The organism is Bradyrhizobium paxllaeri, assembly GCF_001693515.2.
Classification (GTDB): domain Bacteria; phylum Pseudomonadota; class Alphaproteobacteria; order Rhizobiales; family Xanthobacteraceae; genus Bradyrhizobium; species Bradyrhizobium paxllaeri.
Genome location: NZ_CP042968.1, coordinates 730,627 through 752,367, shown reverse-complemented (window position 1 = coordinate 752,367; position 21,741 = coordinate 730,627). Strand labels below are relative to the sequence as shown.

The following is a 21,741-nucleotide window of genomic DNA, read 5'->3' as shown; positions in this document are numbered from 1 at the left end:
CCCGACGCCGGGTGTCGAGAGCGGCTGGTGGATCACAAGGTCAGACGATGCGTGCTTCCGATTATCCTGATGTCGAAACCCCCGAATTCCTGCTGGCGGCGCTTGAGCAGGCCAGCGAGGCGGTCGTCATTGTCGACGCTGATCTGCGTGTGAGCCATTTCAATGCCGCTGCGGAATCTATCTGGGGCGTTGCCCGTGCGGATATCCTCGGTCTCGATGCAAGCTGTCTCGGTCTCACGGACCTGCAGCCAAATTCTGAGATCACCATCCGCCGCAGCGACGGCACCCGGCTTCGCGCATCCGTATCCGTCTCGCGCGTCGAGATCGGCGGCCGAAACAGCTACATGGCCTTCGTTCGCGACATCACCGCCGAGGTCGAGCGGCGCGAGCGGATCGCGCTGTTGAACCTGGTGGCCGACAAGACCACGCGTGCGGTCGTCGTCACCGATCGCAACCTGCGCGTTGTCTATACTAATGCGGCGTTCACTGGAATGTTCGGATACAAGGCCGCGGAGGCGCAGGGACGGCAGGCCAATGAGTTGCTCGCCGGGCAGCTTACCGACCGCAAGACCCTGGCGAGGCTGCGCCGCCGGATCTGCGACGGACGCGGTGACGACGAGGAGATCCTTGCCTGCGACAGAGATGGAAATGAGATCTGGATCTCAGCCACGGTCAAGGCGTTCCGCAACGATCGTGGGCGCATCAAATACGTGTTCGCCCTGCTCAGCGACATCTCCGAGAGCAAGCAATTGCGGTCGCTGCAGCAACTCATCATGGGCGCGCTGGCCGACGAAATTCCACTCGCCGAGATCGCCGATCGGCTTTGCCGGCGCGTCGAAGTCATCGCGCCTGATGTCGTCGCTTCGGTGTTGCACGTCGACTCGGACGGCTTGGTCCATCCGCTGGGTGGCCCCAGCCTGCCCGACGACTACAGCCGTGCCCTCGAAGGCGTCGCTATCGGTCCGAACATCGGCTCGTGCGGATCGGCCGCGTATTACGGCACACCGGTGCTGGCCGAAGATCTCGATACCGATCCGCGCTGGCAGCCGTTCAAGACGAGGCCGCTGGCGGTCGGGCTGAAGGCCTGCTGGTCGACGCCGATCAAGGCCAAGGACGGCCGCGTGATCGGAACCTTTGCCTTCTATTTCCGGGAACACCGCGCGCCGAGCCGCTGGCATCAGCGGATCGTCGACGCCTGCGTTCAGCTTGGCGCGCTGGCGATCGAGCGCAAGGAGGCGCGGGCCCAGATCGCCCGCCTCGCCTACCACGACATGCTGACCGGGTTGCCGAACCGCACGCAGTTGCGCCAACTGATCAACCAGGCGATCGATGATGGCCAGGGCAAGCAGCTCGCGCTGATATTTCTCGATCTCGATCACTTCAAGGACGTCAACGATACGCTCGGCCACTCGGCCGGCGACGCGCTGCTTGTCGAATTTGCCAAGCGGCTGCGCGCCCGCATCCAGCCATCCGACCTGCTGGGGCGGCTGAGCGGCGACGAGTTCGTCATCGTCCTGCCGAACTGCGATCCGTCCCGCGCCTCGCTGGTCGCCTCCAACATCACCACGGCGCTGGCCTCGCCGATATGGATCGACAGCCGCCAGGTGCCGATTTCCGCCAGCATGGGCATCAGCATCTATCCCGACAACGCGACCGACATCGATAACTTGATGCAGCAGGCCGATGCGGCGATGTACCAGGCCAAGCAGGCCGGCCGCTCGACCCACCGCTTCTTCAGCGCTGATATGAACCGCCTCGCCGAGCAGCGGCTCGTCATAAGCGCAGCGCTCCGCCAGGCCATCGCCAATGACGGATTGAGGCTCGTCTATCAACCGCAGACCCGAACCGTCGACGGCACGCTTTATGGCGTCGAGGCGCTCTCGCGCTGGCATGATCCCGAGCTCGGCGAAGTCCCGCCCTCGAAATTCATCCCGCTGGCCGAGGAGGTCGGCCTGATCGAACAGATCGGCCTGTGGTCGATCCGCGAAGCCTGCCGGCAGATGGCCGCGTGGCGCAGCGCCGGGCTGGACGTGCCCTGCGTGGCGGTCAACCTGTCGCCGCTCAATTTCCAGAACGCGAAGCTCGCAGCCGTGGTGGCGGAGACCATCGCGGCCAACGGCCTGCCGCCGGAAGCCTTGATGCTGGAGATCACCGAAGGCGTGCTCGTCAACGAGCGTACGGCCGCAATCGAGACCATGAATGCGATCCGCAAGCTGGGCGTCGGCCTGTCGCTGGACGATTTCGGCACCGGCTATTCGAGCCTGAGCCGGCTGGCGCATCTGCCGATCCGTGAACTGAAGATCGATCGCAGCTTCATGCGCAACATCGAGCGCGACGCCAGCGCACTCGCGATCGCGACCGCCGTCGTCCGGGTCGGCCAGAGCTTGACGATGGCCGTGGTCGCCGAAGGCGTCGAGACCGAGGGGCAGCGCAGGTTGCTGGCCGGACTCGGCTGCGACGTCGTGCAGGGATATCTCTGCGCGCGTCCGATGGCGCCGGAAGCGTTCGAGCGATGGCTGGTCGAGCATGCCGCTAGGCAGGCCCGTGCGATGTTGCGAAGCGTCGATGAGAGGCACTCCCAACCGACGCCGTCGCGGCTGGTCGCGTCGACGAGCGGTTAACCGTAGGGTGGGCAAAGGCGCAACGCGCCGTGCCCACCATCTCTCCCATTCGCCGCTTTATGGTGGGCACGCTTCGCTTTGCCCACCCTACGGACCGCCTACTTCGCCGGGACGTATTTCCCGTCTTTCACCGTCAGGATGATGCGCGAGCGGTCGTCGAGGCCGTAGCGATCCTTTTCGGTGAAGTTGTAGACGCCCTGGCTTGCCGCGATTTCCTTCTCGGACATCAGCGCGAGACGAATTGCCTCGCGGAATTCCGGCGTTCCGGGCTTCGCGGTCTTCAGCGCCACCGGAATGACGCGCTTGAGCACCTCGAAGGCGTCGTAGGAGTGGCCGGCGAACTGGCTGCGGCTGTTGGCACCGTACTTGGCTTCATAGGCGGTGTTGAGCGCAAGACCCGGCTTCTTGGTCAGCGCGCTGTCGGGCTGCGTTTCCGGCGACATCACCGGGCCCGAAGCCATGATCACGCCTTCCGCCGCGGGACCAGCGATGCGGATGAAGTCCATGCTGGCGGCGCCGTGGGTCTGGTAGATCAGGCCCTTGTAGCCGCGATCGCGCAGCGTGCTCTGCGGCAGCGCCGCGGCGGTGCCGGAAGCGCCGACGAGGATGGCGTCGGGATTGGCGGCGACCAGCTTCAGAACCTGGCCTGCGACCGACGTATCGGGACGGGCATAGCGCTCTTCGGTCGCCATGGTCAGGCCCATCGGAACGGCCTGGGTCTTGAAGTCGTTGACCCAGAGATCGCCGTAGGAATCGGAGTAGCCGATATAGCCGACGGTCTTGATGCCATGCGCCTTCATGTGCTCGTACAGCACCTTGCCCATGATCGGAATCGGCTGCGGCATCGCGACCGACCATTTCATGCGCGCTTCATTGATCGGCAGCGGCGCGAGGCCGAAATGCGGAATGCCCGCCTCGTTCGCAACCGTGGAGACGGCAACCGTCGGCGGCGTCGTCGACGAGCCCATGATGATGTCGGCCTTGGATTCGGTCACGAACCGCCGCGCATTGGTGGTGGCCGTCGTCGGGTCGCCGCCGTCATCGAGCACGATGATCTTGATCGGCACGCCGCCGATTTCCTTCGGCACAAAGTCGAGCGAATTGCGTTCGGGAATGCCGAGCGCCGCCGCGGGGCCAGTCGTGGTGACGGTGATGCCGATCGTGATTTCGTTGGTCTGCGCAACCGCCGGCGAGCCCGGCAAAGCGAGCGCCGCTACAATGGCTGCAGCGGACAGAAAGGCCTTCTTCATTCATTCCTCCCTTGATTATCTATTTATCGTCTTAAGCAAAACTCGTCGGACTATTCAGCCCCTTCTTTAGGTCATGTGGGCGTCTTCGTCAGCCCCGCATGAACCGTTCGATGATCTCCGGCGGCATCGGCGCCGATTTCAGCTTCGCCGGATCGTCCGGATGCTTGCCGACCAGCACACGGGTCTCGAACGCCTCGATCGCCAGCGCCTCGCCCTTGAACACGTTGTGAACGACCTCGAAGCTGGAGCGCTTGAAGCTCTCGATCCAGCTTTCGATCCTGATCCAGTCGCCATGGGTCGACGGGATGTGGAATTTCGCCCGCGTGTCCACCATGGGGATGCCGACCAGGCCGTATTTGTGGATGATGTCCTGTTTCGAGAAACCGGCGGCCTCGAACATGATCGAGGTCGAATCATCGAACATTGCGAAATAGCGCGGGTAGTAGACGATGTTGGCGGGGTCGCAGTCGCCCCACTGGATCTGCACGTCGCGCCGGTTGACGAACATGGAATGAAATTTCCTAGAACATGATGATTTTTGGTTAGATGCGTTTAGCCGCAGACGCGCTTTACCTCTCCCGCTTGCGGGGGAGGTCGGCGCGCAGCGCCGGGTGGGGGCTCTCTCCACTCGGGCAGTGTCACCCGCGGAGACACCCCCACCCCAACCCTCCCCCGCAGGCGGGAGAGGGAGCGCACCTTCCTCGTGGTCACAATCAAATCTGATTTCATCATGCGCTAGCGCGGTGCCATGCGAAGCGCGGCATCGAGCCGCACCACTTCGCCGTTCAGATACGGATTGTCGATCATGTGCAGCGCCAGCGAGGCGAACTCGTCGGCCTGGCCGAGCCGGCGCGGGAACGGGATCGCGGCGGCGAGCGAGTCCTGCGCTTCCTGCGGCAGGTTGGCGAGCAGCGGCGTCAGGAACAGCCCCGGCGCAATCGTCAGCACGCGAATGCCGAACTGCGCCAGCTCGCGCGCGATCGGCAGCGTCATGGCGACGATGCCACCCTTGGAGGCCGAATAGGCCGACTGACCGATCTGGCCGTCATAGGCCGCGACCGAGGCGGTGGAGATCACCACGCCGCGCTCGCCGGTGGCAAGCGGCTCCAGCTTCGACATCGGCGCCGTCGCCAGCCGCAGCATGTTGAACGAGCCGATCAGATTGACCTTGATCACCTTGTCGAAATCGCCGAGCGCCATCGGGCCATCCTTGCCGATCACGCGCTTGGCGACGCCGATGCCGGCGCAGTTCACCAGCACGCGCGCCGGACCGTGGACCGCCTCCGCCTTGGCGATGGCCGCTTCGGCCGAGGCTGCGTCGGAGACGTCGCAGACCACGGCGACACCGCCGATTTCGGCGGCAACGGCCTCCGCCAGCTTGGCGTTGAGATCGCAGACCGCGACCTTGGCGCCCTGCGCCGCGAGCCGGCGCGCGGTCGCTGCGCCCAATCCCGATGCGCCACCGGTGACGATGGCGGCCTGATCCTTCAACTGCATGGTGCTCTCCCTACAAAACGCTTGTTCGATTTCAGTACAGCGTGATCACCCGTGCCGGCGGCGCTGGCGAGTAAATTTCCTCGATCAGCGCGCTGCGGTTTTCCAGAACCGCGCGCTGGTTGATCGAGCCCTTGTCGGTGACCTCGCCGCGGTCGATCGACAGCGGCGCATCGAGCAGTACGGCGCGCGTGATCCTTGTCGATGAGCCGGTCGCGCCCGCGATCAATTGCTGGGAGCGTTCGCGGAAGGCTGCCACGATCAGCGGATCGGACGCCACCACGGCAAGATCATCCAGCGGAAGCGTCGGATTGATCAGGCGGCAGCCGTCGAGGTCGAGCACCACCAGCGCCGAGATTTCGTCGCGGTTGATGCCGGCAATGACGACGTCGCGCACCAGCGGCGCGCAAGCTCCAACGAAACGCGCCCGCAACGGCCCAACGCTGACCCAGGTGCCGCTGGCGAGCTTGAAGTCTTCGCCGGTGCGGCCGTCGAAATCGAACCCGGCGTCGAAATTATCGGGGTCGACCGGCTTCAGCGCATCGCCCATTTTGTAGAAGCCTTCCTCGTCGAAGGCCTTCGCCGTCATATCAGGCTGGCGCCAGTAGCCCGGCATCACATTCGGCCCCTTGGCGCGAACCTCGAGCTTGCCGTTGTTGGGCACGAGCTTGGCGTCGTTGCCGAGAACCGGCAGCCCGACATGGCCGGAGCGGCTGGTGTGCGGATTGACCGACATGAAGAACGGCGCGGTCTCGGTGGCGCCAAGCCCGGTCAACATCGGCACGCGATAGCCGGTTTCGCGAACCGACAATTCGTCGAGACTGTTCCAGACGAAGGCCGACAGCGCTGCGCCGGAGAAGAACATCGCATGGAGGCGGGCGAAGAATTTTTTGCGCAAGGCTGCATCGTCGCGCAGATAGGGCAATAGCGATTCATAGCCCTTGGGCACGTTGAAATAGACCGTCGGCGAAATCTCCTGAAGATTGCGCACGGTCTCCTCGATGCCGCCGGGCATCGGCTTGCCCTCGTCGAGATACATCGAGCCGCCATTGTACAGCGTCAGCCCGATATTGTGATTGCCGCCAAAGGTGTGATTCCACGGCAGCCAGTCGACGATAACAGGCGGCTCGTCCTTCAGGAACGCCAGCGTATCGCGCAACATCACCTGATTGGCACAGATCATGCGCTGGGTGTTGATGACGGCTTTCGGATTGCCGGTCGAGCCCGACGTCAGCAGGAATTTTGCGATCGTGTCCGGGCCGATCGCCGCGTGCACCGCGTCGAGACGCGGATGCAGCGGCGTCGCCACCAGATCAGCCAGGCTAGTCACCTCACGCCCGGCTACCGTGCCGCGCGAGGCCGCGATCTCGGTGCCGAGGGCCACGTTGGCTGTGAGCGCATCGGCGAACTTCGTGGCGTCGTCAGCGAAGACGAGGCCGGGCGTCAGCAGCTTCATCAGATAGGCGAGCTTGCCGTAATCGCGCGACACCAGCGAATAGGCCGGTGATACCGGGCAGAAGGGAATGCCGGCATAGAGCGCGCCGAATGCGACCAGCGCATGATCGATCGAGTTGCCTGAGAGGATGACGACGGGCCGCTCGGCCGAAAGCCCGCGTGCCAGCAGTGCGGAGGCGATGTGCCACGATGACGTCAATAACTCCGCATAGGTGATCTGCCGCCAGCCCCGCGCGGCGTTGCGCTCCGCCATGAAGACGCGGTCGGGCGCGCTTGCTGCCCAATGATGCAGGCGGTCGGTGATGCGCACGGGGTAGTCGGTGAGCTGTGCCTTCGGGCGCAGATAGATGGTGCCGTCGTCGTGGCGCTCGACATGCACAGCAGGCGTGCCGAACGAGATCGGGCGCAGCGGATGATTTTCGCGCGCGGCTGAGTCGGTCGAGGCGGACATGCTGGGCTGAGCGCTCATGTCAGGTCGGCTTCACCTTTGTGGTCTTGTGATCGAGAAACGCGCGAATGCGCCGTTTGGCTTCCTTGTCGCTTTGCGCCACCGTCGCCATCAGGGATTCCATCAGAAGGCCGGTCTGCGGATTGGCCTCCGCGATCATCGGCAATGCCTGCAGCACGGCAAAATTGGTCAGCGGCGCATTCGCCGCGACGCGCTCCGCAAGCTCCAGCGCCTTGAGCAGCGCGCCGCCGGCCTCGGTGAGGTATTGCGAGAAGCCATAGGCCGAGCCTTCGGTCGCCGAATAGACCCGCCCGGTGAGCATCATGTCGATCATCCGCGCCACGCCGATCAGCCGCGGCAGCCGCACCGATCCGCCGCCGCCGACGAAAATGCCGCGCTGGCCTTCGGGCAGCGCGAAATAGGCCGATGGTTCGGCGACGCGGATATGCGCGGCGCAGGCCAGTTCCAGCCCGCCGCCGATCACTGCGCCCTTCAGCGCTGCGATCACAGGGACGCGGCTGTACTGGATACGGTCGAACACCCGGTGCCACATCTGCGAGTGCAGCAGGCCGCCGGTCGCATCGTGGTCGGTGAGTTCGGACAAATCGAGGCCGGACGAGAAGTGATCGCCGACGCCATGGATGACCACGGCCCCGACATCGTCAGGCAGGTTAGAGAAACAATCCTGGATCGCCAGAATGATGCCGTCGTTCAGCGCATTGCGCTTGGCCGGACGGTTGAGGCCGACGGTCAGCACCGCGCCCTTCTGCTCGATCTTGAGCAAGTCGGATTGACCCGCTGCTGCGGTGGAGCCGGCGTTTCCCATGGGCGTATATTACTTCCTCTGCAGAATAGTTATATTTTATAACGATTGCGGGAGGAGTCAAGGCGGGTATCCCGGTGGGTTCGAAGTAGCGCCTCCGTTGAGCTACGGCGGACAAGTCGCTGCGCTCGCAATGACGGGGAGATAGCGCCACGAGCCCCACTGTCATCCCCGCGCATGCGGGGATCCAGTACGCCGCGGCTTCTCGGTTCGATCCCTGACGTCTCTGGAATACTGGATCACCCGCATTCGCGGGTAACGACAACGGAATATGCGTTCGCGATCTCGCGACATGAACTGCCCGAGCTTTACCAAGAACCTTATCCCTCGAAAGAGGGAGCAGGGAATGCCGGGTGCTTGCTGCACCCGCGGTCTCGTGTGCAATGGGTGTAGGAAATGCGCACACGAGTATACAGGTACAGCCGAGGCACTCCGGCATTCCCTGCGCAATGGGTTGACGGCTTATGCCGTGGTCTCCCCGGAGCCGAATTCCTCTGGCCTCCGTCGTTGCCGGCTTGATGACTAAATCGATCCGGTTGGATCAGAATAGCCACCGGCAGCTTGGCACCAGCCACGGGTGTCAGGACCACACGGTTTTGCCGTACGCAAATGGCGTCGCTCATCTTGCGCGCCGTGAGCCGCTCACGACTTTGACATCGCCCTGCAGCCGCCTTGCGCGCCGACGCCCTCGCGTCCACCGCATCTCACCGCACGTTCGTGACGATCGCGAAGCGCCCCTCATCTGCCGTGAGACGGACGGAGTTATGCGACTGATTTGGGTTGCCTGTTAAGCGGAATATTTTTCAATTCCGGGCTTGACACGATTTCGGAAAATCAGAATTGATTTGTTTGTCGGTTATCTTGTCGAAGCCCGTAGGGGTGGCAAAGCCAACGGGTCGCGCGAATGCGCGCCCGATGACAGGCTCCGCGTGCCCACCATCGAGCGCGCGCGATCGGTGATGGATGGTGGGCACGTCGCTAACGCTCCTTTGCCCACCCTACGGCTACGGCTCTAAAAGCTCACAGCACCTGGTGCACATCGATGACGACCCGGTCGGCGTGGCGGGCGGCGGAGGCGATGAAGAGGTTTTCCATCAGCCAGCGATATTTCGGCGCGCCCGTCTCGAATTTCGGCACAGTGCGGAAATAGATCAACTTGGGATCGACCGGCTCGCCGCGCTTGAGTTTTTGCAGCAGCTCGACCGGGCCGAAGCGCAGGCCCTTGTTCTCGACATAGACGACCGCGCCATCGTCGGTCTCGAAGGCGTATTTGGCTTCGAGCTCGATCAGCTCATTGGGGCGGATGATCTGGAAGTCGGCGCCGAAGGGAAGAACCTTGCCGTTGACCTGCTCGCCCCTCACCTCGCCGCCAATGATCGGAATGATCCGGCGCACGCCGGTGCCGATTTCACCGGCGGACGTCACCTCGCCGATCCGGGCGGTGATGGTGAAGACGTATCTGGTCTCAAGCTGCGGGGTCATCGGGCCACCGTTGATCTCCGATTGCAAAGCATCGTAGCCCGGGTGGAGCGCAGCGCAACCCGGGGCTGCCTCGCACCGGCTGAAGTTGTCCCGGATTGCGCTTCGCTCCATCCGGGCTACCAGTCTATCCGGCCATGCGTTGCGGCAGCCACAGCGCCAGGATCGGAAAGGCGATCAGGATCACCAGGCGGATGAGGTCGGTCGCCACGAACGGCAGCACGCCGCGGAAGATGGTGGAGAACGAGACGTCCTTCACCACGCTCTTGATGACAAAGACGTTCATGCCGACCGGCGGATGGATCAGGCCCAGTTCCACCGTCATCACGATGATGATGCCAAACCAGATCGGGTCGAAGCCGAGATGCATGATGACGGGGAAGATGATCGGCACGGTGAGGATGATCATGGCCATCGCATCCATCAGGCAGCCCAACACGAGATACATCACCATGATCAGCGCAAGGATGCCGTAGGGGCCGAGACCGAGACCGGTGAGGATTTCAGTCACTTTCTGCGGGGTCTGCGTCACCGTCAGGAAGTAGCCGAAGATCAGCGCCCCGATCAGCACGGTGAAGACGGCGGCCGCGGTGCGGGTCGCCTGCAGCAGCGAGGCCAGGATCTTCTCCTTGTCGAGCCGGCCGGTGAGCACGCCGATCAGGAACGCGCCGGTGGCGCCGACACCGCCCGCCTCGGTCGGCGTGAAGCGCGGCAGGAACGGCAGGCCGTAGAGCCCGCCGATCACGAAGATGAACAGCAGCACCGGCGCCCAGATGTTCTTCAACCCGGCAAAGCGCTCGCGCCATGACGTCGGTTTACCCCGCGGCAGAAAATCAGGTTTGACATAGCCGATCAGCGCGATGGTCAGCATGTACATGGTCATCGCCAGCAGGCCGGGAATGATACCGGCGATGAAGAGCTTGCCGATATCCTGCTCGGTGATGATGCCGTAGACCGCCAGCACGGTCGACGGCGGCAGCATCGCGCCCAGCGTGCCGCCAGCCGCGATCACACCGGTCGCGAAGGACTGCGGATAGCCGAAACGGCGCATCTCGGGATAGGCCACCGCGGAGAAGGTCGCGGCGGTCGCCACCGACGATCCGCAGATGGCGGCAAAGCCACCGCAGGCGCCGACGGTGGCGATGCCGAGCCCGCCGCGCAAATGCCCGACAAAGCCGTTGGCAGCGTGAAACAGCTCGCGACTCATGCCGGAATTGCTGACGAACGTACCCATCAACAGGAACATCGGGATCACGCCGAAGGTGTAGTCGGTCACCGTGCGCATCGAGGTCTGGCCGACCAGTTTCAGCGCCGGCGTGAAGCCGACCAGATAACCAAAGCCGCAGACGCCAACGAGGCCCATCGCCATGCCGACGGGCACGCGCAGCAGCATCAGCGCAAACAGCGCGACAAATCCGATGACAGCGACGGCATCTGTGCTCATGCGACCTACTCTACCGTCTTGACCTTGGCGTCATGGATGTCTTCGGGGTGGAAAATCAGCCGGTAGGTCCGGATCGCGATCAAGAGCACCGCGGCGCCGTCGCCGGCCCAGGCGATGGCGAAGAACGGCCAGGTCGGCATGTGCATGTCAAAGGTGAGGACGTTGTCGTTATAGGTGGTGCGCACCTTGTCGAACAGCGTCCAGGTCTGCACCGACACCACGAACAGCAGCACCAGCGTTGCGAACACGTCGATCATGCGCTGGTATTTCGGGCCGACATTGGCCCAGACCAGATCGACCGTGATGTGGCCGCCGCGATAGCTGGTGGCCGCGATGCCCCAGAAGATCAGGATGCCGAGCAGCATGCGCCCGATGTCGAAGGAATCGGGGATCGCATAATTGAGCGTGTTGCGGAGCAAAACGCCGATGAAGATGTTGAGCGCCACGATGCCGACGAAGCCGGCGGCGATCCATTCGATCGTGTCGATGAAACGATCCATCCACGCGCGATTCATGTGCGGAGGTTCCTGAAGTGGTGCTCAGAATTCAGTATTCACCTCTCCCGCTTGCGGGGGAGGTCGGCGCGCAGCGCCGGGTGGGGCTCTCTCCACGCGAAGATTCTCCGTGTAGAGACACCCCCACCCCGCCCTCCCCCGCTAGCGGGAGAGGGAGAAGAAGGTCTACTGCGCGAGCGCGTTGTACTTGGTGAGCGAGGCCTTGAGCTCGGTCAGCGCCGTGTCCGGATCGCCGCCGTTCTTCTTGACGCCGTCGCCCCAGGTCTTGACCAGCGGCTCGGCAGCCTTCTTCCAAAGTCCGATCTGCTCCGGCGTCAGCGTATAGACCTCGTGGCTGGGCTCCGCCTTGATCTTCGCGATCCCGGCATCCTCCATCTTGCCCCAGTGCTCCCCGACCTTGCCCGCGGTCTCGGTGTTGCAGTTGTTGTCGATCGCCTTCTTCTGCTTGTCGGACATCGCGTTGTACTTGTCCTTGTTGATCACGAAGGCAAATGTCGTGACATAGAGCGGCGCCTCCATGTCGTACTTCGTGACCTTGTCGATGCCGAACAGCAGCAGCGAGCCCCACGGGAAGGTGACGGCATCGGCGACGCCGCGCTCGATGATGTCGCGAACCTCAGGCGCGGACGACTGCACGTTGGTGCCGCCGAGCTGGGTGACGAAATTGGCCATGGTGGCGTGGGCGGGGCGGATCTTCATGCCCTTGATGTCGTCGGGCACGACGATCTTCTTGGTGCGGGAATGGAACGACGACGGGGAATGGACGAAGCCGAGGCAGAACTTGACGTCCTTCATCTCCTTCTCGGCATATTTGCGGTACCAGGCGTCGAGCGCCATCGAGCCGCCCTTGGCATCCGACATCAGGAACGGCAGTTCGCCGGCGCCGATCAGCGGGAAGCGCCCGGGCTGGTAGCCGGGGTTGACATAGGTGACGTCGGCGATGCCGTCGCGCGCCATGTCGTAATGGTCGAACGCCTTGCCGAGCTGCTGGGCCGGAAACACCTTGGACTTGATCGTGCCACCGGAATCCTTTTCGACCGCGGCCGCCCAGTCTTCCAGCGACTTCTGCAGCGGATGCGAAGACGGCACCCAGTGCGAAATCTTCAGCTCGAAGGTCTTTTCCTGCGCCAGCGCAGGCGTCACACCGGCTGCAAGCAGCAGCGCCAACAACGCTTTTCTCATGGACATTCTCTCCCCTCGCAGTTTCCTTGGCAGTTTCTTTGGCAGTCTCATGACAGGCCTGTTTACCCGGCTCCGTTAGTTAACATGTTATCTAACGCGTCCGCATTTTCAAGACGGACGCGCGTTTTCAAAACGGACGTTCGGCCGCATCTGTTTTGTGCGCTGCGGCGAACGACGCGCCGCGTTTTTGCGCCGACCGGCATTGCCAAGACTGTTATATGATATAATCATCACGGCAAGTCCGCGCGCGGCGGACCTGTAGACTACAGCAATCGGAGAGCCGGCCTTGAGGACAAAAGTCGCAATCATAGGTGCAGGTCCGGCAGGATTGTTGCTTGGGCAACTATTACATCTCTACGGGATCGAAAACATCATCCTCGAGCGGCAGACGGGCGAATATGTGCTCGGCCGCATCAGGGCCGGCCTGCTCGAGGAAGGCACGGTGGCGCTGCTCGACGCGGTCGGCGCCGGCGCGCGCGCCCATCGCGAGGGGCTGATCCATCACGGCGTGGAACTCGCCTTTGGCGGGGCACGGCATCGCATAGACATGCATGGCGCCACCGGCAAGACCGTCATGATCTACGGCCAGACCGAGGTAACGCTCGACCTGATGAACGCCCGCAAGGCTGCCGGCCTCACCACCGTCTACCAGGCCGCCGACGTCAAGCCGCTCGATTTCGATACCGACCGGCCGCGGGTCAGCTACGTCAAGGACGGCGTCACCCACGAGATCGAATGCGACTTCATCGCCGGCTGCGACGGCTTTCATGGCGTCAGCCGCGCCAGCGTGAAGCCGTCGGCGATCCAGACCTATGAGCGGATCTATCCATTCGGCTGGCTCGGTATCCTCTCGGAGACCCCGCCGGTCAGCCCCGAGCTGATCTATTCCAACCATGCGCGCGGGTTTGCGCTCTGCACCATGCGTTCGACCAAGCGCAGCCGCTACTATGTGCAATGTCCGCTCGACGATCATATCGACCAGTGGCCGGACGAGCGCTTCTGGGACGAGTTGAAACGCCGGATCGACCAGAAGGCGGCCGACGAACTCGTCACCGGCCCCTCGATCGAGAAGAGCATTGCGCCGCTGCGCAGCTTCGTCGCCGAGCCGATGCGGTTCGGGCGGATGTTCCTGGCCGGCGATGCCTCCCACATCGTGCCGCCGACCGGCGCCAAGGGGTTGAACCTCGCCGCCAGCGACGTGCATTACCTCTCGCAGGCGTTGCGCGAATATTACGACGAGAAATCCTCCGCCGGCATCGACGGCTATTCGGCACGCGCGCTGGCGCGGGTCTGGAAGGCGGTGCGCTTCTCCTGGTGGATGACCTCGATGCTGCACCAATTCCCCGACGAGGGCGAATTCGGCGCGCGCATTCAGCTTGCCGAGCTGGATTATGTGGTCAATTCGAAAGCGGCGTCGGCGTCATTGTCGGAGAATTATGTCGGGCTGCCGTTTTAGGCGGGAGCCGCAGGGTGAGCACTACCGTCATTGCGAGGAGCGCAAGCGACGAAGCAATCCATGCATCTGCGTATGCGGGACGATGGATTGCTTCGCTCCGCTCGCAATGACGGGGAGAGAGCGCGGGCATTTCAAACATCCGTCGTAATCCCGTTTAAAACTTTGTAGGCGATGACTTCGCGCGCGCGTTGCGTTCAATGACGACAGACTTCGTCAACACGCGAGCCGCACATGACCGCCACCGACATTCCCGCAGGCTTCACGCCTCGCACCCGAAGGAGCCCGCTCACCGACCCCTGGGAGCCGCTGTATTCGAAGACGACCGACAAGGCCGTCATCATCGGGCTGCGTCTGGCAAAACCGCACACCAATGGTCGCGGCCTGATCCATGGCGGATTGATCGCCGCACTCGCCGATAACGCCATGGGCCATAGCTGCGCCCATGTGATGGGCGGCGTGTCGTCGCTGGTGACGGTCTCCCTCGCGGTCGATTTCGTCGGCACCGCGGAGGTCGGGCGGTGGCTCGCGATCGAGAGCGACGTCGTCAAGACCGGCCGGACGATCTGCTTCGCGCAGAGCCTGATCAAGGCCGACGGCGTCGTGATCGCACGGGCCAATGCGACGTTTCGCGTGGTGCCGAAGAAGGAGCCGGTGGCCTAACCGAAATGCCAGTCGGCCATCTCAGTGACGAGGTCGATGAAGGTACGCACCTTGGCCGAGAGCAGCCGCGAGGTCGGATAGACGATGTGGATCGGCAGGGCCGGCTGTTCGAATTGCGCCAGCACGATCTTGAGCCGGCGCGCCTTCAGCGATTCGGCGGCCTGATAGGCCAGCACCCGCGTCAGGCCGCCATCCGCTTCCGCATACTGGATCGCGGCGTCCGAGCTGTTGGTGGCGAAGCGCGGCGTGCTGGCGATGCGGACCTCGCTGTTGTCCTCGACGAAGCGCCAGTCGAGCGCCGCCGTCATGGCGCCGAACTGGATGGTGTCATGCGCCGGGATGTCACCCGGCCGCTGCGGTTCGCCGCGCGCCTTGAGATAGCCCGGTGAGGCCACCACGATCCGCCGCATCTCGCCGACATGGCGCGCCACCAGCGTCGAGTCGGGCAGATGGCCGATGCGGACGGCAAGATCGACGCCGTCCTCGACGAGGTTGACCATGCGGTCGGACAAACGGAGATCGACGCCCACGTCCGGATAGCGCTTGAGATAAGCGGTCACGATTCCGCTGACATGCAGCCGGCCGAAGCCGACCGGCGCCGAGATCACGAGCTGCCCCTCCGGCCACGTCCGCTCGCCGGCGACGGCGCCCTCGGCCTCGTCGACGTCGGCCAAAATCCGCCGCGCCCGCTCCAGATAGCGTGAGCCGGCATCGGTCAGCGTCACCTGCCGCGTGGTCCGCTGCAGCAGCCGCGCGCCGAGGCGGTCCTCTAGCGCCGCGATCAGCCGCGTGACGGCGGACGGCGACAGGCCGAGCTTGCGCGCCGCCGGGGCAAAGCCCCGCAAGTCGGCGACAGCGACAAAGGCCTGCATGGCATCGAGCCGGTCCATCCTACTATTGCATATCCAGCAATGGTGAAGTGTCAATTGCCAGGATTGTTTATGCTACCGAAACGTCCATCTTGAGGGCCGAAGGACGACCGTGTTGGCGCTCCATGAGGAGGCTCAGATGTCTGACGTTCACACCTATTCCAGCGACGTTGCTTTCACCCCGGCGGTGAAGGCGATCCAGGCCCGCAAGGGCTCGCGCGACGCTTATGCCAATGTCGAGGCGCGCGGCGGCTGGCGCACCGAGATCGACGAAAACCTCGCCGGCTTCCTCGCCGAGACCAACAGCTTTTTTCTTTCGACCGCCTCCGCCGACGGCCAGCCCTATATCCAGCACCGCGGCGGGCCGAAGGGTTTTGTCAAAGTGCTCGACAAGAACACGATTGCGTTCGCCGATTACAGCGGCAACCGGCAGTACATCACGCAAGGCAATCTGTCGGAGAATCCGCACGCGCATATTTTCGTGATGGACTACGCGCATCGCCGGCGCGTGAAGATCTGGGGCGAGGCGCGCGTGGTGGAAGACGATGAAGCCCTAACGAAAGCGCTGATGCCGCAGGGCTACAAGGCGCGCCCCGAGCAGGTCATCCTGTTCAGGATCGCGGCGTGGGACACCAATTGCCCGCAGCACATCCCGCAGAAATTCGACGCCGCCGACGTCGCGCAGGCACTGGCCGTGCGCGACGCCCGCATCACCGAATTGGAGTCCGAGTTGGCTGCCCTTAAGGGGCAGCACACAGCAGCGGCGCCGTAATCACGCCGCCTGCTGCACCGGCGCCCAGGCGAATTCCGGGTAGTACAGCAGCATCATCCGGTCGACATAGGCGGTGAGGTTAGCGAACTGCTCGGTGCGCTGGCGCAGCGCCGATTCGAAGAACGGCGTCAGAATTCCGGCGAGCGCGCCGAAGGCGGTGGCGTCCATGCCGCATGGCGTTTCGCCCATCAGGAAGGGCTTGTCGCCAAGCTGCACCGACAGCGCAAACAGCGAGCGGACGGCAAGATCGATATCTTCATCCGGCGCGTGGCGGCCGAGGCCGCTGAGCAGATAGTTCTCGGCGACGCGAAACTGCGCATCCTCGCGCATCTTCTCGCGCAGATGCATTGGTGCACTGTCGAAGAAATGCGCCGGTCCCTTGGCAAAGTTGTCGCCATCGACCCAGCGTGCGCCGACCAGCGCCCAATAGACATGGTGCTCGATCATGCGCTCGAAGGCCCAGGCCTGCGCCCGCGCCTGCAGGCTGAGCGGCGCGTCGAAATCGAAGCCATATTTGGCTTCCAGATGCGCGCGGATGAAGGTGGAATCGGCGATCGTCTCGGCCTCATCGACGATATAAGGCAACTGCCCCTTCGGGGAGGCAGGTGGTTTGGCCTTTTCCTTGCGGTAGGCGAGACCGGCCATCTTTAGCTGGACCTCGGTCTTGGTCACAAAGGGGCTGATCTCCGGCAGGCCGAAACCGGCGCCGAAGCCGTAAAGGACAATCATGCAGGTCTCCCGATCTCAAAACATGCCCCGAGGCTAGCGCCCCCCTGCTGCCACCATGGTGTCAGCAGCAGCAATGCTGGCTATGGCGCTCCTCCTCCCGCGGCGTACGGTGCTTGCGCGCCCACGCCACGAGTTGCGCTCGCGCCAGGGCGCACATTGCCGTGAGCGAGCGCCAGGCCAGTTCGAGCATTGCCCAGCGCAGGTCTGACGTGACGCAGTGGATCGAAACGAGCTGTTCCAGTGCAAAGCCCTGGGCATTTGCGAGAGGTCCGCGGCTTCCCAGGGGGCCGAATTCGCTGAAAATCGTCATGGACAAATTCCCTTCACTTGAGGTGTTGTCCCGATATACCGACCCCCTGCTGCCAACATGCTGTCAGCATCGGGCAGACGCCTTTTAAAAAAGAGATGAGCCATGAGACGGGCCGACCGGCTATTCCAGATCATTCAGGTGCTCCGGCGCACCCGAAAACCTTTGACGGCAGACGCGATCGCGGCCGAGCTGGAGACGTCGAAGCGAACCATCTACCGCGATATAACGACCCTGATCGAACAGCGCGTGCCGATCCGCGGCGAAGCCGGCGTCGGCTACATCCTGGAAAAGGGATTTGACCTGCCGCCCTTGATGCTCACGCCCGATGAGATCGAGGCCTGCGTGCTCGGCGCGCAATGGGTGGTCGGCCATGCCGATCCCGCGCTGGCGCGCGCTGCGCAGGACCTGATGGCGAAAGTCGCCGAGACCGTGCCCGAGCGCCTGCGGCCGTTCGTGCTGGAACCCGCCAGCCGCGCCCGGCGGGCATGGAACCGGGAGCCCGACCGCATCGACATGGTGCGGACACGGTCGCAAATTCACGATGGCAAGAAGATCACGCTGAACTATCGCGACGAGCGTGGCCGCGACAGCCAGCGCACGATCTGGCCGATTGCGGTCGGCTATCACGAGGCGGTGCGGATCCTGGCGGCATGGTGCGAACTGCGGAAGGATTTTCGCAGCTTCCGCACCGACCGCGTCATCGACGCGGTCTACCACGACGAAAAATATCCTGAACGGCGCGACATCCTGCGGGCGAAATGGCGGCGTAGCCTGGTCTGGGAAGCGCCGAAAGATACCTGACGGCGGCCGCTGGCCGCGGCCGTCATTCCGGGCTAAACGCTGTTCATGCAAGGAATCGCCGCCGAGAACCAAAGCGCCTACCAAAGTCCCTGCCAGGCCTGCGGCGCCTGCTGCAGCTACTCGCAGAACTGGCCGCGTTTCACCATCGAGGACGATGCCGCGCTCGACCTGATCCCGGAACGGTTCGTCAACGAACGGCTGTCGGGCATGCGCTGCGACGGCGACCGCTGTTCGGCGCTGTCAGGCAAGGTCGGCGAGGCGACGTCGTGCCTGGTCTACGCGGTGCGGCCCGAAGTGTGCCGCACCTGCATGCCGGGCGATGTCGAATGCGCGATGGCGCGAAAGCGGCACGGATTGCCGATTCTTCCCGTCGTTCCTGCCTAGATCCGTAGCCCGGATGCAGCCAACGGGTCGCGCGAATGCGCGCCCGATGACAGGCTCCGCGCAGTCCGGGGCAGCTTTGGCCGGTTGCGAGAGGGTCCCGGCGCTACAAAGTTACGCCGTCACGGTTTCCGCAAAATCTTCTTCGTCGATCTCGTCGTCGATCGGCTTGAACGTCGAAAGCGGCTTGGTCGAAAGGGTGATCGGCTTGCGGCCGCCGTTGGACGACGACGAGGCGGAACGCGCCGCGGGTTCGCGCGACAGTGCATAGAGCGTGGAACCGACCCGGCCGCCGAAGTGGATCAGCTCGCGCTCGGTGCAGCTCGCGGCGATGGCGAGAGCCAGCGCGTGCAGATGGCTGCGGCGGTAGCAGAACAGCGCCAGCATGGCGCGGACGTCGGAAGAAACGCTGTCCACCAGCAGCGGCAGGCCGTGCGCATTGGCGCGGTACATCTCGCCCAAGAGCTCGTCCCGGACCGGACAGAAATCATTCTCGAAGGCTTCGCGGCTTGAAAACATTGCGGGTTCTCCCTTTCCGGAAGATGCCGCGCAATTCTCTAATGAAGGGTTAACCACGCTTGCCAGTAGTGTTCCGGGGGGACTTTCCAATCACGACTGAAGCGGAATCGACACATGATTCGTGGTCGACGCGGAGGCGACGTTTTCTGATGCCGAAGGATGATTGAGACCAGGAGTGCGACCGCGCCGAACGCGGGATCAGTTCGCCGCCATGAAGATCGCCAGACCGAAACCGGTGAGATGATGCAGCGCCTGGTCGACGCCGATCAGCGTCCAGAACCACGGATGCTCGTTCTCCAGCGTGACGCCGAAGCGGGACGCGATGATCCCCTTGAGACGGTCGACGATGAGATGAATGAAGAAATCGATAAAGGCGACGAACCAGAAGCGCGGCGCGACGATCAGGATCAACACCAGCGACACCGCCAGGTGCACGAGGCAGTGCGCGAGCAGCGGCAGCGCCCAGCCGGTCTTCTGATCCTTGCCGATCGCCATCCAGGAAGTTTGCAGCATGAAGTCGGCAATGACGTGCTTCACGGTCAGAAGCAGCATCCATCCTACCAGCGCACCTACCGGAACCGAGGACGACATCGAAGGAAACAACAAAGCTGACGCCCTTTGCTGGGACTGACGGGGTGGCGAAAAAACCGGGGCCTAGGCTGTCAGCGCAATGTTCTTTTCAAACCCGGACTACTCTAACGTTGCCTTTATTTATGACATCTCCCGGGCAGGAATGCACCTCTCGGTAGTCTGAAAATCGCACGGTGTGGCGGAACTGCGATACTGCGGCACCGGCGCACAGCGGACTTATACGGGTAAGGTTACCGGCCAGCGCGGTTTGCAATCCCATAGGAGCGGGCTATCATTCCCAGGCAGGCAAAATTATCGTTCTTTTCTAGGTATTTACGAATTCATTCGGACGCCTGCCGCGCCAGCTCGGCGGCGACACGTCCCTGACCTTCCGGGTACGAGCCATGAGTGCTGAAGCCCCAACGCCGCATCCGAAAATGCCGCGTCGCCGGTCGCGGACGGTCAAGAGCAACCGGGCTCAGATCCTGCTGTTTTCCATCCTGACGCTGGTCCTGACCGCCGCCGTGGTGTGGGGTGGCCGGACCCTGCTGCGCAATTCCGAGACGCTGGTATTTGCGGTCGGTGATACCAACGGTCCCGAGGCGCGCTTCGCCGCCAGGCTGGCGACGGTGCTGAAAAATAATTCCTCGCGGCTCCGGCTCAAGATCGTGCCGAACGGCGACAATGCCAGGGCGTTGTCGCAGTTCGACCGCAAGGAAGCCAACCTTGCGATATTGCGCACCGACGCCAGGATACCGCCCCGCGCCCGCGCGCTGGCGATCCTCGAACACGACCTGCTGCTGCTGATCAGCCCGAACGGCAAGAAGATCAAGACCATCGCGGATCTCAAGAAAAAGAAGATCGCGGTTATCGCCGACAGTGAGAGCGGGGCTGTGCTGGTGCGCAACATTCTCGAATTGTCCGACACCCCGGACGCGGCGACACGGGTGCAGATGGCGGCGCCGGGCCAGACCTTCGACCAGCTCTTCACCGCGGGCTTCGGCGCCGTGATCAAGATCGCGCACGCCTCGCAGATCGTAAAGGACAAGAGCTACGAGCAATATGCCAGGCGTGGCGGCTTCACGCTGAATGCCATCGAGTCGGCGAAGGCGATCGCGCGAAAGTACCCGGCGATATCGGAGGAAACGGTGGCAACCGGAATGCTGTCCGCCTCCCCCGCCCTGCCCGCCGAAGACGTCGACACCATCGGGCTCGAATGGCTGCTGGTCGCCCAATCCAGGCTCTCGACCACGACTGTGGGCGATCTGGCGCGGATCATCTACGAGAACAAGGCCGAGCTCGCGCTTCCCGACGGGTTCGCCTCCAAGATCGAGCCGGCCGCGACCGACAAGGACGCCTTCATCGTGGCGCATCCGGGCGCCGCCGAATACATCAATGATGAAACCAAGTCCTTCGTCGAACGCTACAGCGACCTGATGTATGTCGCACTCGCAGCGCTCAGCATCATCGGCACCATCTTTGCCGCCATCTATGCCAAGATCACCCGGGTGGCGCCGGAAAAGGCCAGCCAGCTTGCAACCGCCATTCTCGATATCGGCGAGCGCATGGAATACGCCAACTCGCTGGACGCGCTCGACGAGTTGCAGGACGAGTTGGAAACGATCCTGCGGGGCGTGGTGATCGGCTTGCGCGACGGCACCATCAGTAGCGACGGGTTGGATACCTTCAAGCTCGGCTATGAATTCGTGCGCGACGAGATCGGCCTGCGCCGCGAGCACCTCAAGCGGCATGCCGCGGATGAAAAGGTCGTGGTCGTGAAGACCGCGCAGAGTGCGTGAACCCACTCTCGTCATGCCCCGGCCTTGTGCCGGGCATCCACGTCTTTGCTTCAATAAAACAAGAAAGACGTGGATGGCCGGGACGACGCCCGGACAAGCCCGGCCATGACAAAAAACGTGGATGCGTGCCCATCATTCAAACCACCGACGCAGATAGATGGTGG

21 protein-coding genes are annotated in these 21,741 nt (G+C 63.4%); 7 read left to right on the top strand and 14 right to left on the bottom strand.

The annotated features are described in order from the left end of the window. Window positions 1-47 precede the first annotated feature (47 nt). On the top strand, window positions 48-2,621 hold the full coding sequence (locus LMTR21_RS03525; RefSeq protein WP_065751334.1) for an EAL domain-containing protein: 2,574 nt from the start codon (window positions 48-50) through the stop codon (window positions 2,619-2,621). 98 nt (window positions 2,622-2,719) lie between these two features. Here the strand turns inward: LMTR21_RS03525 and LMTR21_RS03520 are convergent, their stop codons facing one another. The 9 genes from LMTR21_RS03520 to LMTR21_RS03475 form a co-directional block, all read right to left on the bottom strand. After that, window positions 2,720-3,871, bottom strand: a complete 1,152-nt coding sequence (locus tag LMTR21_RS03520) for an ABC transporter substrate-binding protein (RefSeq protein ID WP_065751335.1) — start codon at window positions 3,869-3,871, stop codon at window positions 2,720-2,722. An 88-nt stretch (window positions 3,872-3,959) separates the two neighbouring features. Beyond that, window positions 3,960-4,379 (bottom strand): acyl-CoA thioesterase, encoded by a 420-nt coding sequence (locus tag LMTR21_RS03515; RefSeq protein ID WP_065751336.1) that lies wholly within the window; start codon window positions 4,377-4,379, stop codon window positions 3,960-3,962. Between the two features lie 227 nt (window positions 4,380-4,606). Further along, entirely contained in the window at window positions 4,607-5,368 is a 762-nt protein-coding gene (locus LMTR21_RS03510; RefSeq protein WP_065751337.1) for an SDR family NAD(P)-dependent oxidoreductase, read from the bottom strand. A gap of 31 nt (window positions 5,369-5,399) precedes the next feature. Beyond that, window positions 5,400-7,289, bottom strand: coding sequence for a feruloyl-CoA synthase (locus LMTR21_RS03505; RefSeq protein ID WP_065751338.1), 1,890 nt, complete (start codon window positions 7,287-7,289; stop codon window positions 5,400-5,402). A gap of 1 nt (window position 7,290) precedes the next feature. Continuing rightward, window positions 7,291-8,094, bottom strand: a complete 804-nt coding sequence (locus tag LMTR21_RS03500) for a crotonase/enoyl-CoA hydratase family protein (RefSeq protein WP_065751339.1) — start codon at window positions 8,092-8,094, stop codon at window positions 7,291-7,293. Between the two features lie 1,017 nt (window positions 8,095-9,111). After that, on the bottom strand, window positions 9,112-9,573 hold the full coding sequence (locus LMTR21_RS03490; RefSeq protein ID WP_065751340.1) for a DUF3237 domain-containing protein: 462 nt from the start codon (window positions 9,571-9,573) through the stop codon (window positions 9,112-9,114). Window positions 9,574-9,697: 124 nt separating this feature from the next. Further along, window positions 9,698-11,014 carry a TRAP transporter large permease gene (locus tag LMTR21_RS03485; protein ID WP_065751341.1) on the bottom strand — a complete coding sequence of 439 codons (1,317 nt, stop codon included), beginning with the start codon at window positions 11,012-11,014 and terminating at the stop codon, window positions 9,698-9,700. Between the two features lie 5 nt (window positions 11,015-11,019). Further along, on the bottom strand, window positions 11,020-11,529 hold the full coding sequence (locus LMTR21_RS03480; RefSeq protein WP_065751342.1) for a TRAP transporter small permease: 510 nt from the start codon (window positions 11,527-11,529) through the stop codon (window positions 11,020-11,022). Between the two features lie 165 nt (window positions 11,530-11,694). Next, window positions 11,695-12,711, bottom strand: coding sequence for a TRAP transporter substrate-binding protein (locus LMTR21_RS03475; protein WP_065751430.1), 1,017 nt, complete (start codon window positions 12,709-12,711; stop codon window positions 11,695-11,697). A gap of 286 nt (window positions 12,712-12,997) precedes the next feature. Here LMTR21_RS03475 and pobA point away from each other — a divergent pair, with 286 nt between their 5' ends. Together pobA and LMTR21_RS03465 are read left to right on the top strand one after the other, a co-directional pair. Next, on the top strand, window positions 12,998-14,167 hold the full coding sequence (gene pobA, locus LMTR21_RS03470) for a 4-hydroxybenzoate 3-monooxygenase (RefSeq protein ID WP_065751343.1): 1,170 nt from the start codon (window positions 12,998-13,000) through the stop codon (window positions 14,165-14,167). 231 nt (window positions 14,168-14,398) lie between these two features. Continuing rightward, window positions 14,399-14,827 (top strand): PaaI family thioesterase, encoded by a 429-nt coding sequence (locus tag LMTR21_RS03465; RefSeq protein ID WP_065751344.1) that lies wholly within the window; start codon window positions 14,399-14,401, stop codon window positions 14,825-14,827. On the opposite strand, the gene LMTR21_RS03460 is transcribed toward LMTR21_RS03465, so the two are convergent. Next, window positions 14,824-15,717 (bottom strand): LysR family transcriptional regulator, encoded by an 894-nt coding sequence (locus LMTR21_RS03460; RefSeq protein ID WP_065751345.1) that lies wholly within the window; start codon window positions 15,715-15,717, stop codon window positions 14,824-14,826. The genes LMTR21_RS03465 and LMTR21_RS03460 overlap by 4 nt on opposite strands. 118 nt (window positions 15,718-15,835) lie before the next feature. On the opposite strand from LMTR21_RS03460, the gene LMTR21_RS03455 reads away from it, so the two are divergent. Then, the gene (locus LMTR21_RS03455) at window positions 15,836-16,468 is read left to right on the top strand and encodes a pyridoxamine 5'-phosphate oxidase family protein (RefSeq protein WP_065751431.1); all 633 of its coding nucleotides are present in this window, start codon (window positions 15,836-15,838) and stop codon (window positions 16,466-16,468) included. On the opposite strand, the gene LMTR21_RS03450 is transcribed toward LMTR21_RS03455, so the two are convergent. Together LMTR21_RS03450 and LMTR21_RS03445 are read right to left on the bottom strand one after the other, a co-directional pair. Beyond that, window positions 16,469-17,197 carry a glutathione S-transferase family protein gene (locus LMTR21_RS03450; RefSeq protein WP_065751346.1) on the bottom strand — a complete coding sequence of 243 codons (729 nt, stop codon included), beginning with the start codon at window positions 17,195-17,197 and terminating at the stop codon, window positions 16,469-16,471. It lies immediately after the preceding gene. A 61-nt stretch (window positions 17,198-17,258) separates the two neighbouring features. After that, on the bottom strand, window positions 17,259-17,507 hold the full coding sequence (locus tag LMTR21_RS03445) for a hypothetical protein (protein WP_065751347.1): 249 nt from the start codon (window positions 17,505-17,507) through the stop codon (window positions 17,259-17,261). 102 nt (window positions 17,508-17,609) lie between these two features. Between LMTR21_RS03445 and LMTR21_RS03440 the strand changes: the two genes are divergently transcribed. Further along, window positions 17,610-18,308 carry a helix-turn-helix transcriptional regulator gene (locus LMTR21_RS03440; RefSeq protein ID WP_065751348.1) on the top strand — a complete coding sequence of 233 codons (699 nt, stop codon included), beginning with the start codon at window positions 17,610-17,612 and terminating at the stop codon, window positions 18,306-18,308. 45 nt (window positions 18,309-18,353) lie between these two features. Beyond that, window positions 18,354-18,692 carry a YkgJ family cysteine cluster protein gene (locus LMTR21_RS03435; protein ID WP_065751349.1) on the top strand — a complete coding sequence of 113 codons (339 nt, stop codon included), beginning with the start codon at window positions 18,354-18,356 and terminating at the stop codon, window positions 18,690-18,692. Window positions 18,693-18,803: 111 nt separating this feature from the next. Here the strand turns inward: LMTR21_RS03435 and LMTR21_RS03430 are convergent, their stop codons facing one another. Together LMTR21_RS03430 and LMTR21_RS03425 are read right to left on the bottom strand one after the other, a co-directional pair. Continuing rightward, a complete protein-coding gene (locus LMTR21_RS03430; RefSeq protein ID WP_065751350.1) occupies window positions 18,804-19,208 on the bottom strand; it encodes a hypothetical protein in 405 nt (134 codons plus the stop codon). Window positions 19,209-19,406: 198 nt separating this feature from the next. Continuing rightward, window positions 19,407-19,760: a DUF3307 domain-containing protein gene (locus tag LMTR21_RS03425; protein ID WP_187399303.1), complete on the bottom strand. Its 354-nt coding sequence runs from the start codon at window positions 19,758-19,760 to the stop codon at window positions 19,407-19,409. A 422-nt stretch (window positions 19,761-20,182) separates the two neighbouring features. Here LMTR21_RS03425 and LMTR21_RS03420 point away from each other — a divergent pair, with 422 nt between their 5' ends. Next, window positions 20,183-21,577 (top strand): TAXI family TRAP transporter solute-binding subunit, encoded by a 1,395-nt coding sequence (locus LMTR21_RS03420; protein WP_084030466.1) that lies wholly within the window; start codon window positions 20,183-20,185, stop codon window positions 21,575-21,577. Window positions 21,578-21,741: the final 164 nt, after the last annotated feature.

What these genes read in the sequence shown, in the direction of transcription:
- LMTR21_RS03525 (WP_065751334.1), top strand. Translation starts at nt 48, where the DNA reads ATGCGTGCTTCCGATTATCCTGATGTCGAAACCCCCGAATTCCTGCTG.
- LMTR21_RS03520 (WP_065751335.1), bottom strand. Translation starts at nt 3,871, where the DNA reads ATGAAGAAGGCCTTTCTGTCCGCTGCAGCCATTGTAGCGGCGCTCGCT.
- LMTR21_RS03515 (WP_065751336.1), bottom strand. Translation starts at nt 4,379, where the DNA reads ATGTTCGTCAACCGGCGCGACGTGCAGATCCAGTGGGGCGACTGCGAC.
- LMTR21_RS03510 (WP_065751337.1), bottom strand. Translation starts at nt 5,368, where the DNA reads ATGCAGTTGAAGGATCAGGCCGCCATCGTCACCGGTGGCGCATCGGGA.
- LMTR21_RS03505 (WP_065751338.1), bottom strand. Translation starts at nt 7,289, where the DNA reads ATGAGCGCTCAGCCCAGCATGTCCGCCTCGACCGACTCAGCCGCGCGC.
- LMTR21_RS03500 (WP_065751339.1), bottom strand. Translation starts at nt 8,094, where the DNA reads ATGGGAAACGCCGGCTCCACCGCAGCAGCGGGTCAATCCGACTTGCTC.
- LMTR21_RS03490 (WP_065751340.1), bottom strand. Translation starts at nt 9,573, where the DNA reads ATGACCCCGCAGCTTGAGACCAGATACGTCTTCACCATCACCGCCCGG.
- LMTR21_RS03485 (WP_065751341.1), bottom strand. Translation starts at nt 11,014, where the DNA reads ATGAGCACAGATGCCGTCGCTGTCATCGGATTTGTCGCGCTGTTTGCG.
- LMTR21_RS03480 (WP_065751342.1), bottom strand. Translation starts at nt 11,529, where the DNA reads ATGAATCGCGCGTGGATGGATCGTTTCATCGACACGATCGAATGGATC.
- LMTR21_RS03475 (WP_065751430.1), bottom strand. Translation starts at nt 12,711, where the DNA reads ATGAGAAAAGCGTTGTTGGCGCTGCTGCTTGCAGCCGGTGTGACGCCT.
- LMTR21_RS03465 (WP_065751344.1), top strand. Translation starts at nt 14,399, where the DNA reads ATGACCGCCACCGACATTCCCGCAGGCTTCACGCCTCGCACCCGAAGG.
- LMTR21_RS03460 (WP_065751345.1), bottom strand. Translation starts at nt 15,717, where the DNA reads ATGGACCGGCTCGATGCCATGCAGGCCTTTGTCGCTGTCGCCGACTTG.
- LMTR21_RS03455 (WP_065751431.1), top strand. Translation starts at nt 15,836, where the DNA reads ATGTCTGACGTTCACACCTATTCCAGCGACGTTGCTTTCACCCCGGCG.
- LMTR21_RS03450 (WP_065751346.1), bottom strand. Translation starts at nt 17,197, where the DNA reads ATGATTGTCCTTTACGGCTTCGGCGCCGGTTTCGGCCTGCCGGAGATC.
- LMTR21_RS03445 (WP_065751347.1), bottom strand. Translation starts at nt 17,507, where the DNA reads ATGACGATTTTCAGCGAATTCGGCCCCCTGGGAAGCCGCGGACCTCTC.
- LMTR21_RS03440 (WP_065751348.1), top strand. Translation starts at nt 17,610, where the DNA reads ATGAGACGGGCCGACCGGCTATTCCAGATCATTCAGGTGCTCCGGCGC.
- LMTR21_RS03435 (WP_065751349.1), top strand. Translation starts at nt 18,354, where the DNA reads ATGCAAGGAATCGCCGCCGAGAACCAAAGCGCCTACCAAAGTCCCTGC.
- LMTR21_RS03430 (WP_065751350.1), bottom strand. Translation starts at nt 19,208, where the DNA reads ATGTTTTCAAGCCGCGAAGCCTTCGAGAATGATTTCTGTCCGGTCCGG.
- LMTR21_RS03425 (WP_187399303.1), bottom strand. Translation starts at nt 19,760, where the DNA reads ATGCTGCTTCTGACCGTGAAGCACGTCATTGCCGACTTCATGCTGCAA.
- LMTR21_RS03420 (WP_084030466.1), top strand. Translation starts at nt 20,183, where the DNA reads ATGAGTGCTGAAGCCCCAACGCCGCATCCGAAAATGCCGCGTCGCCGG.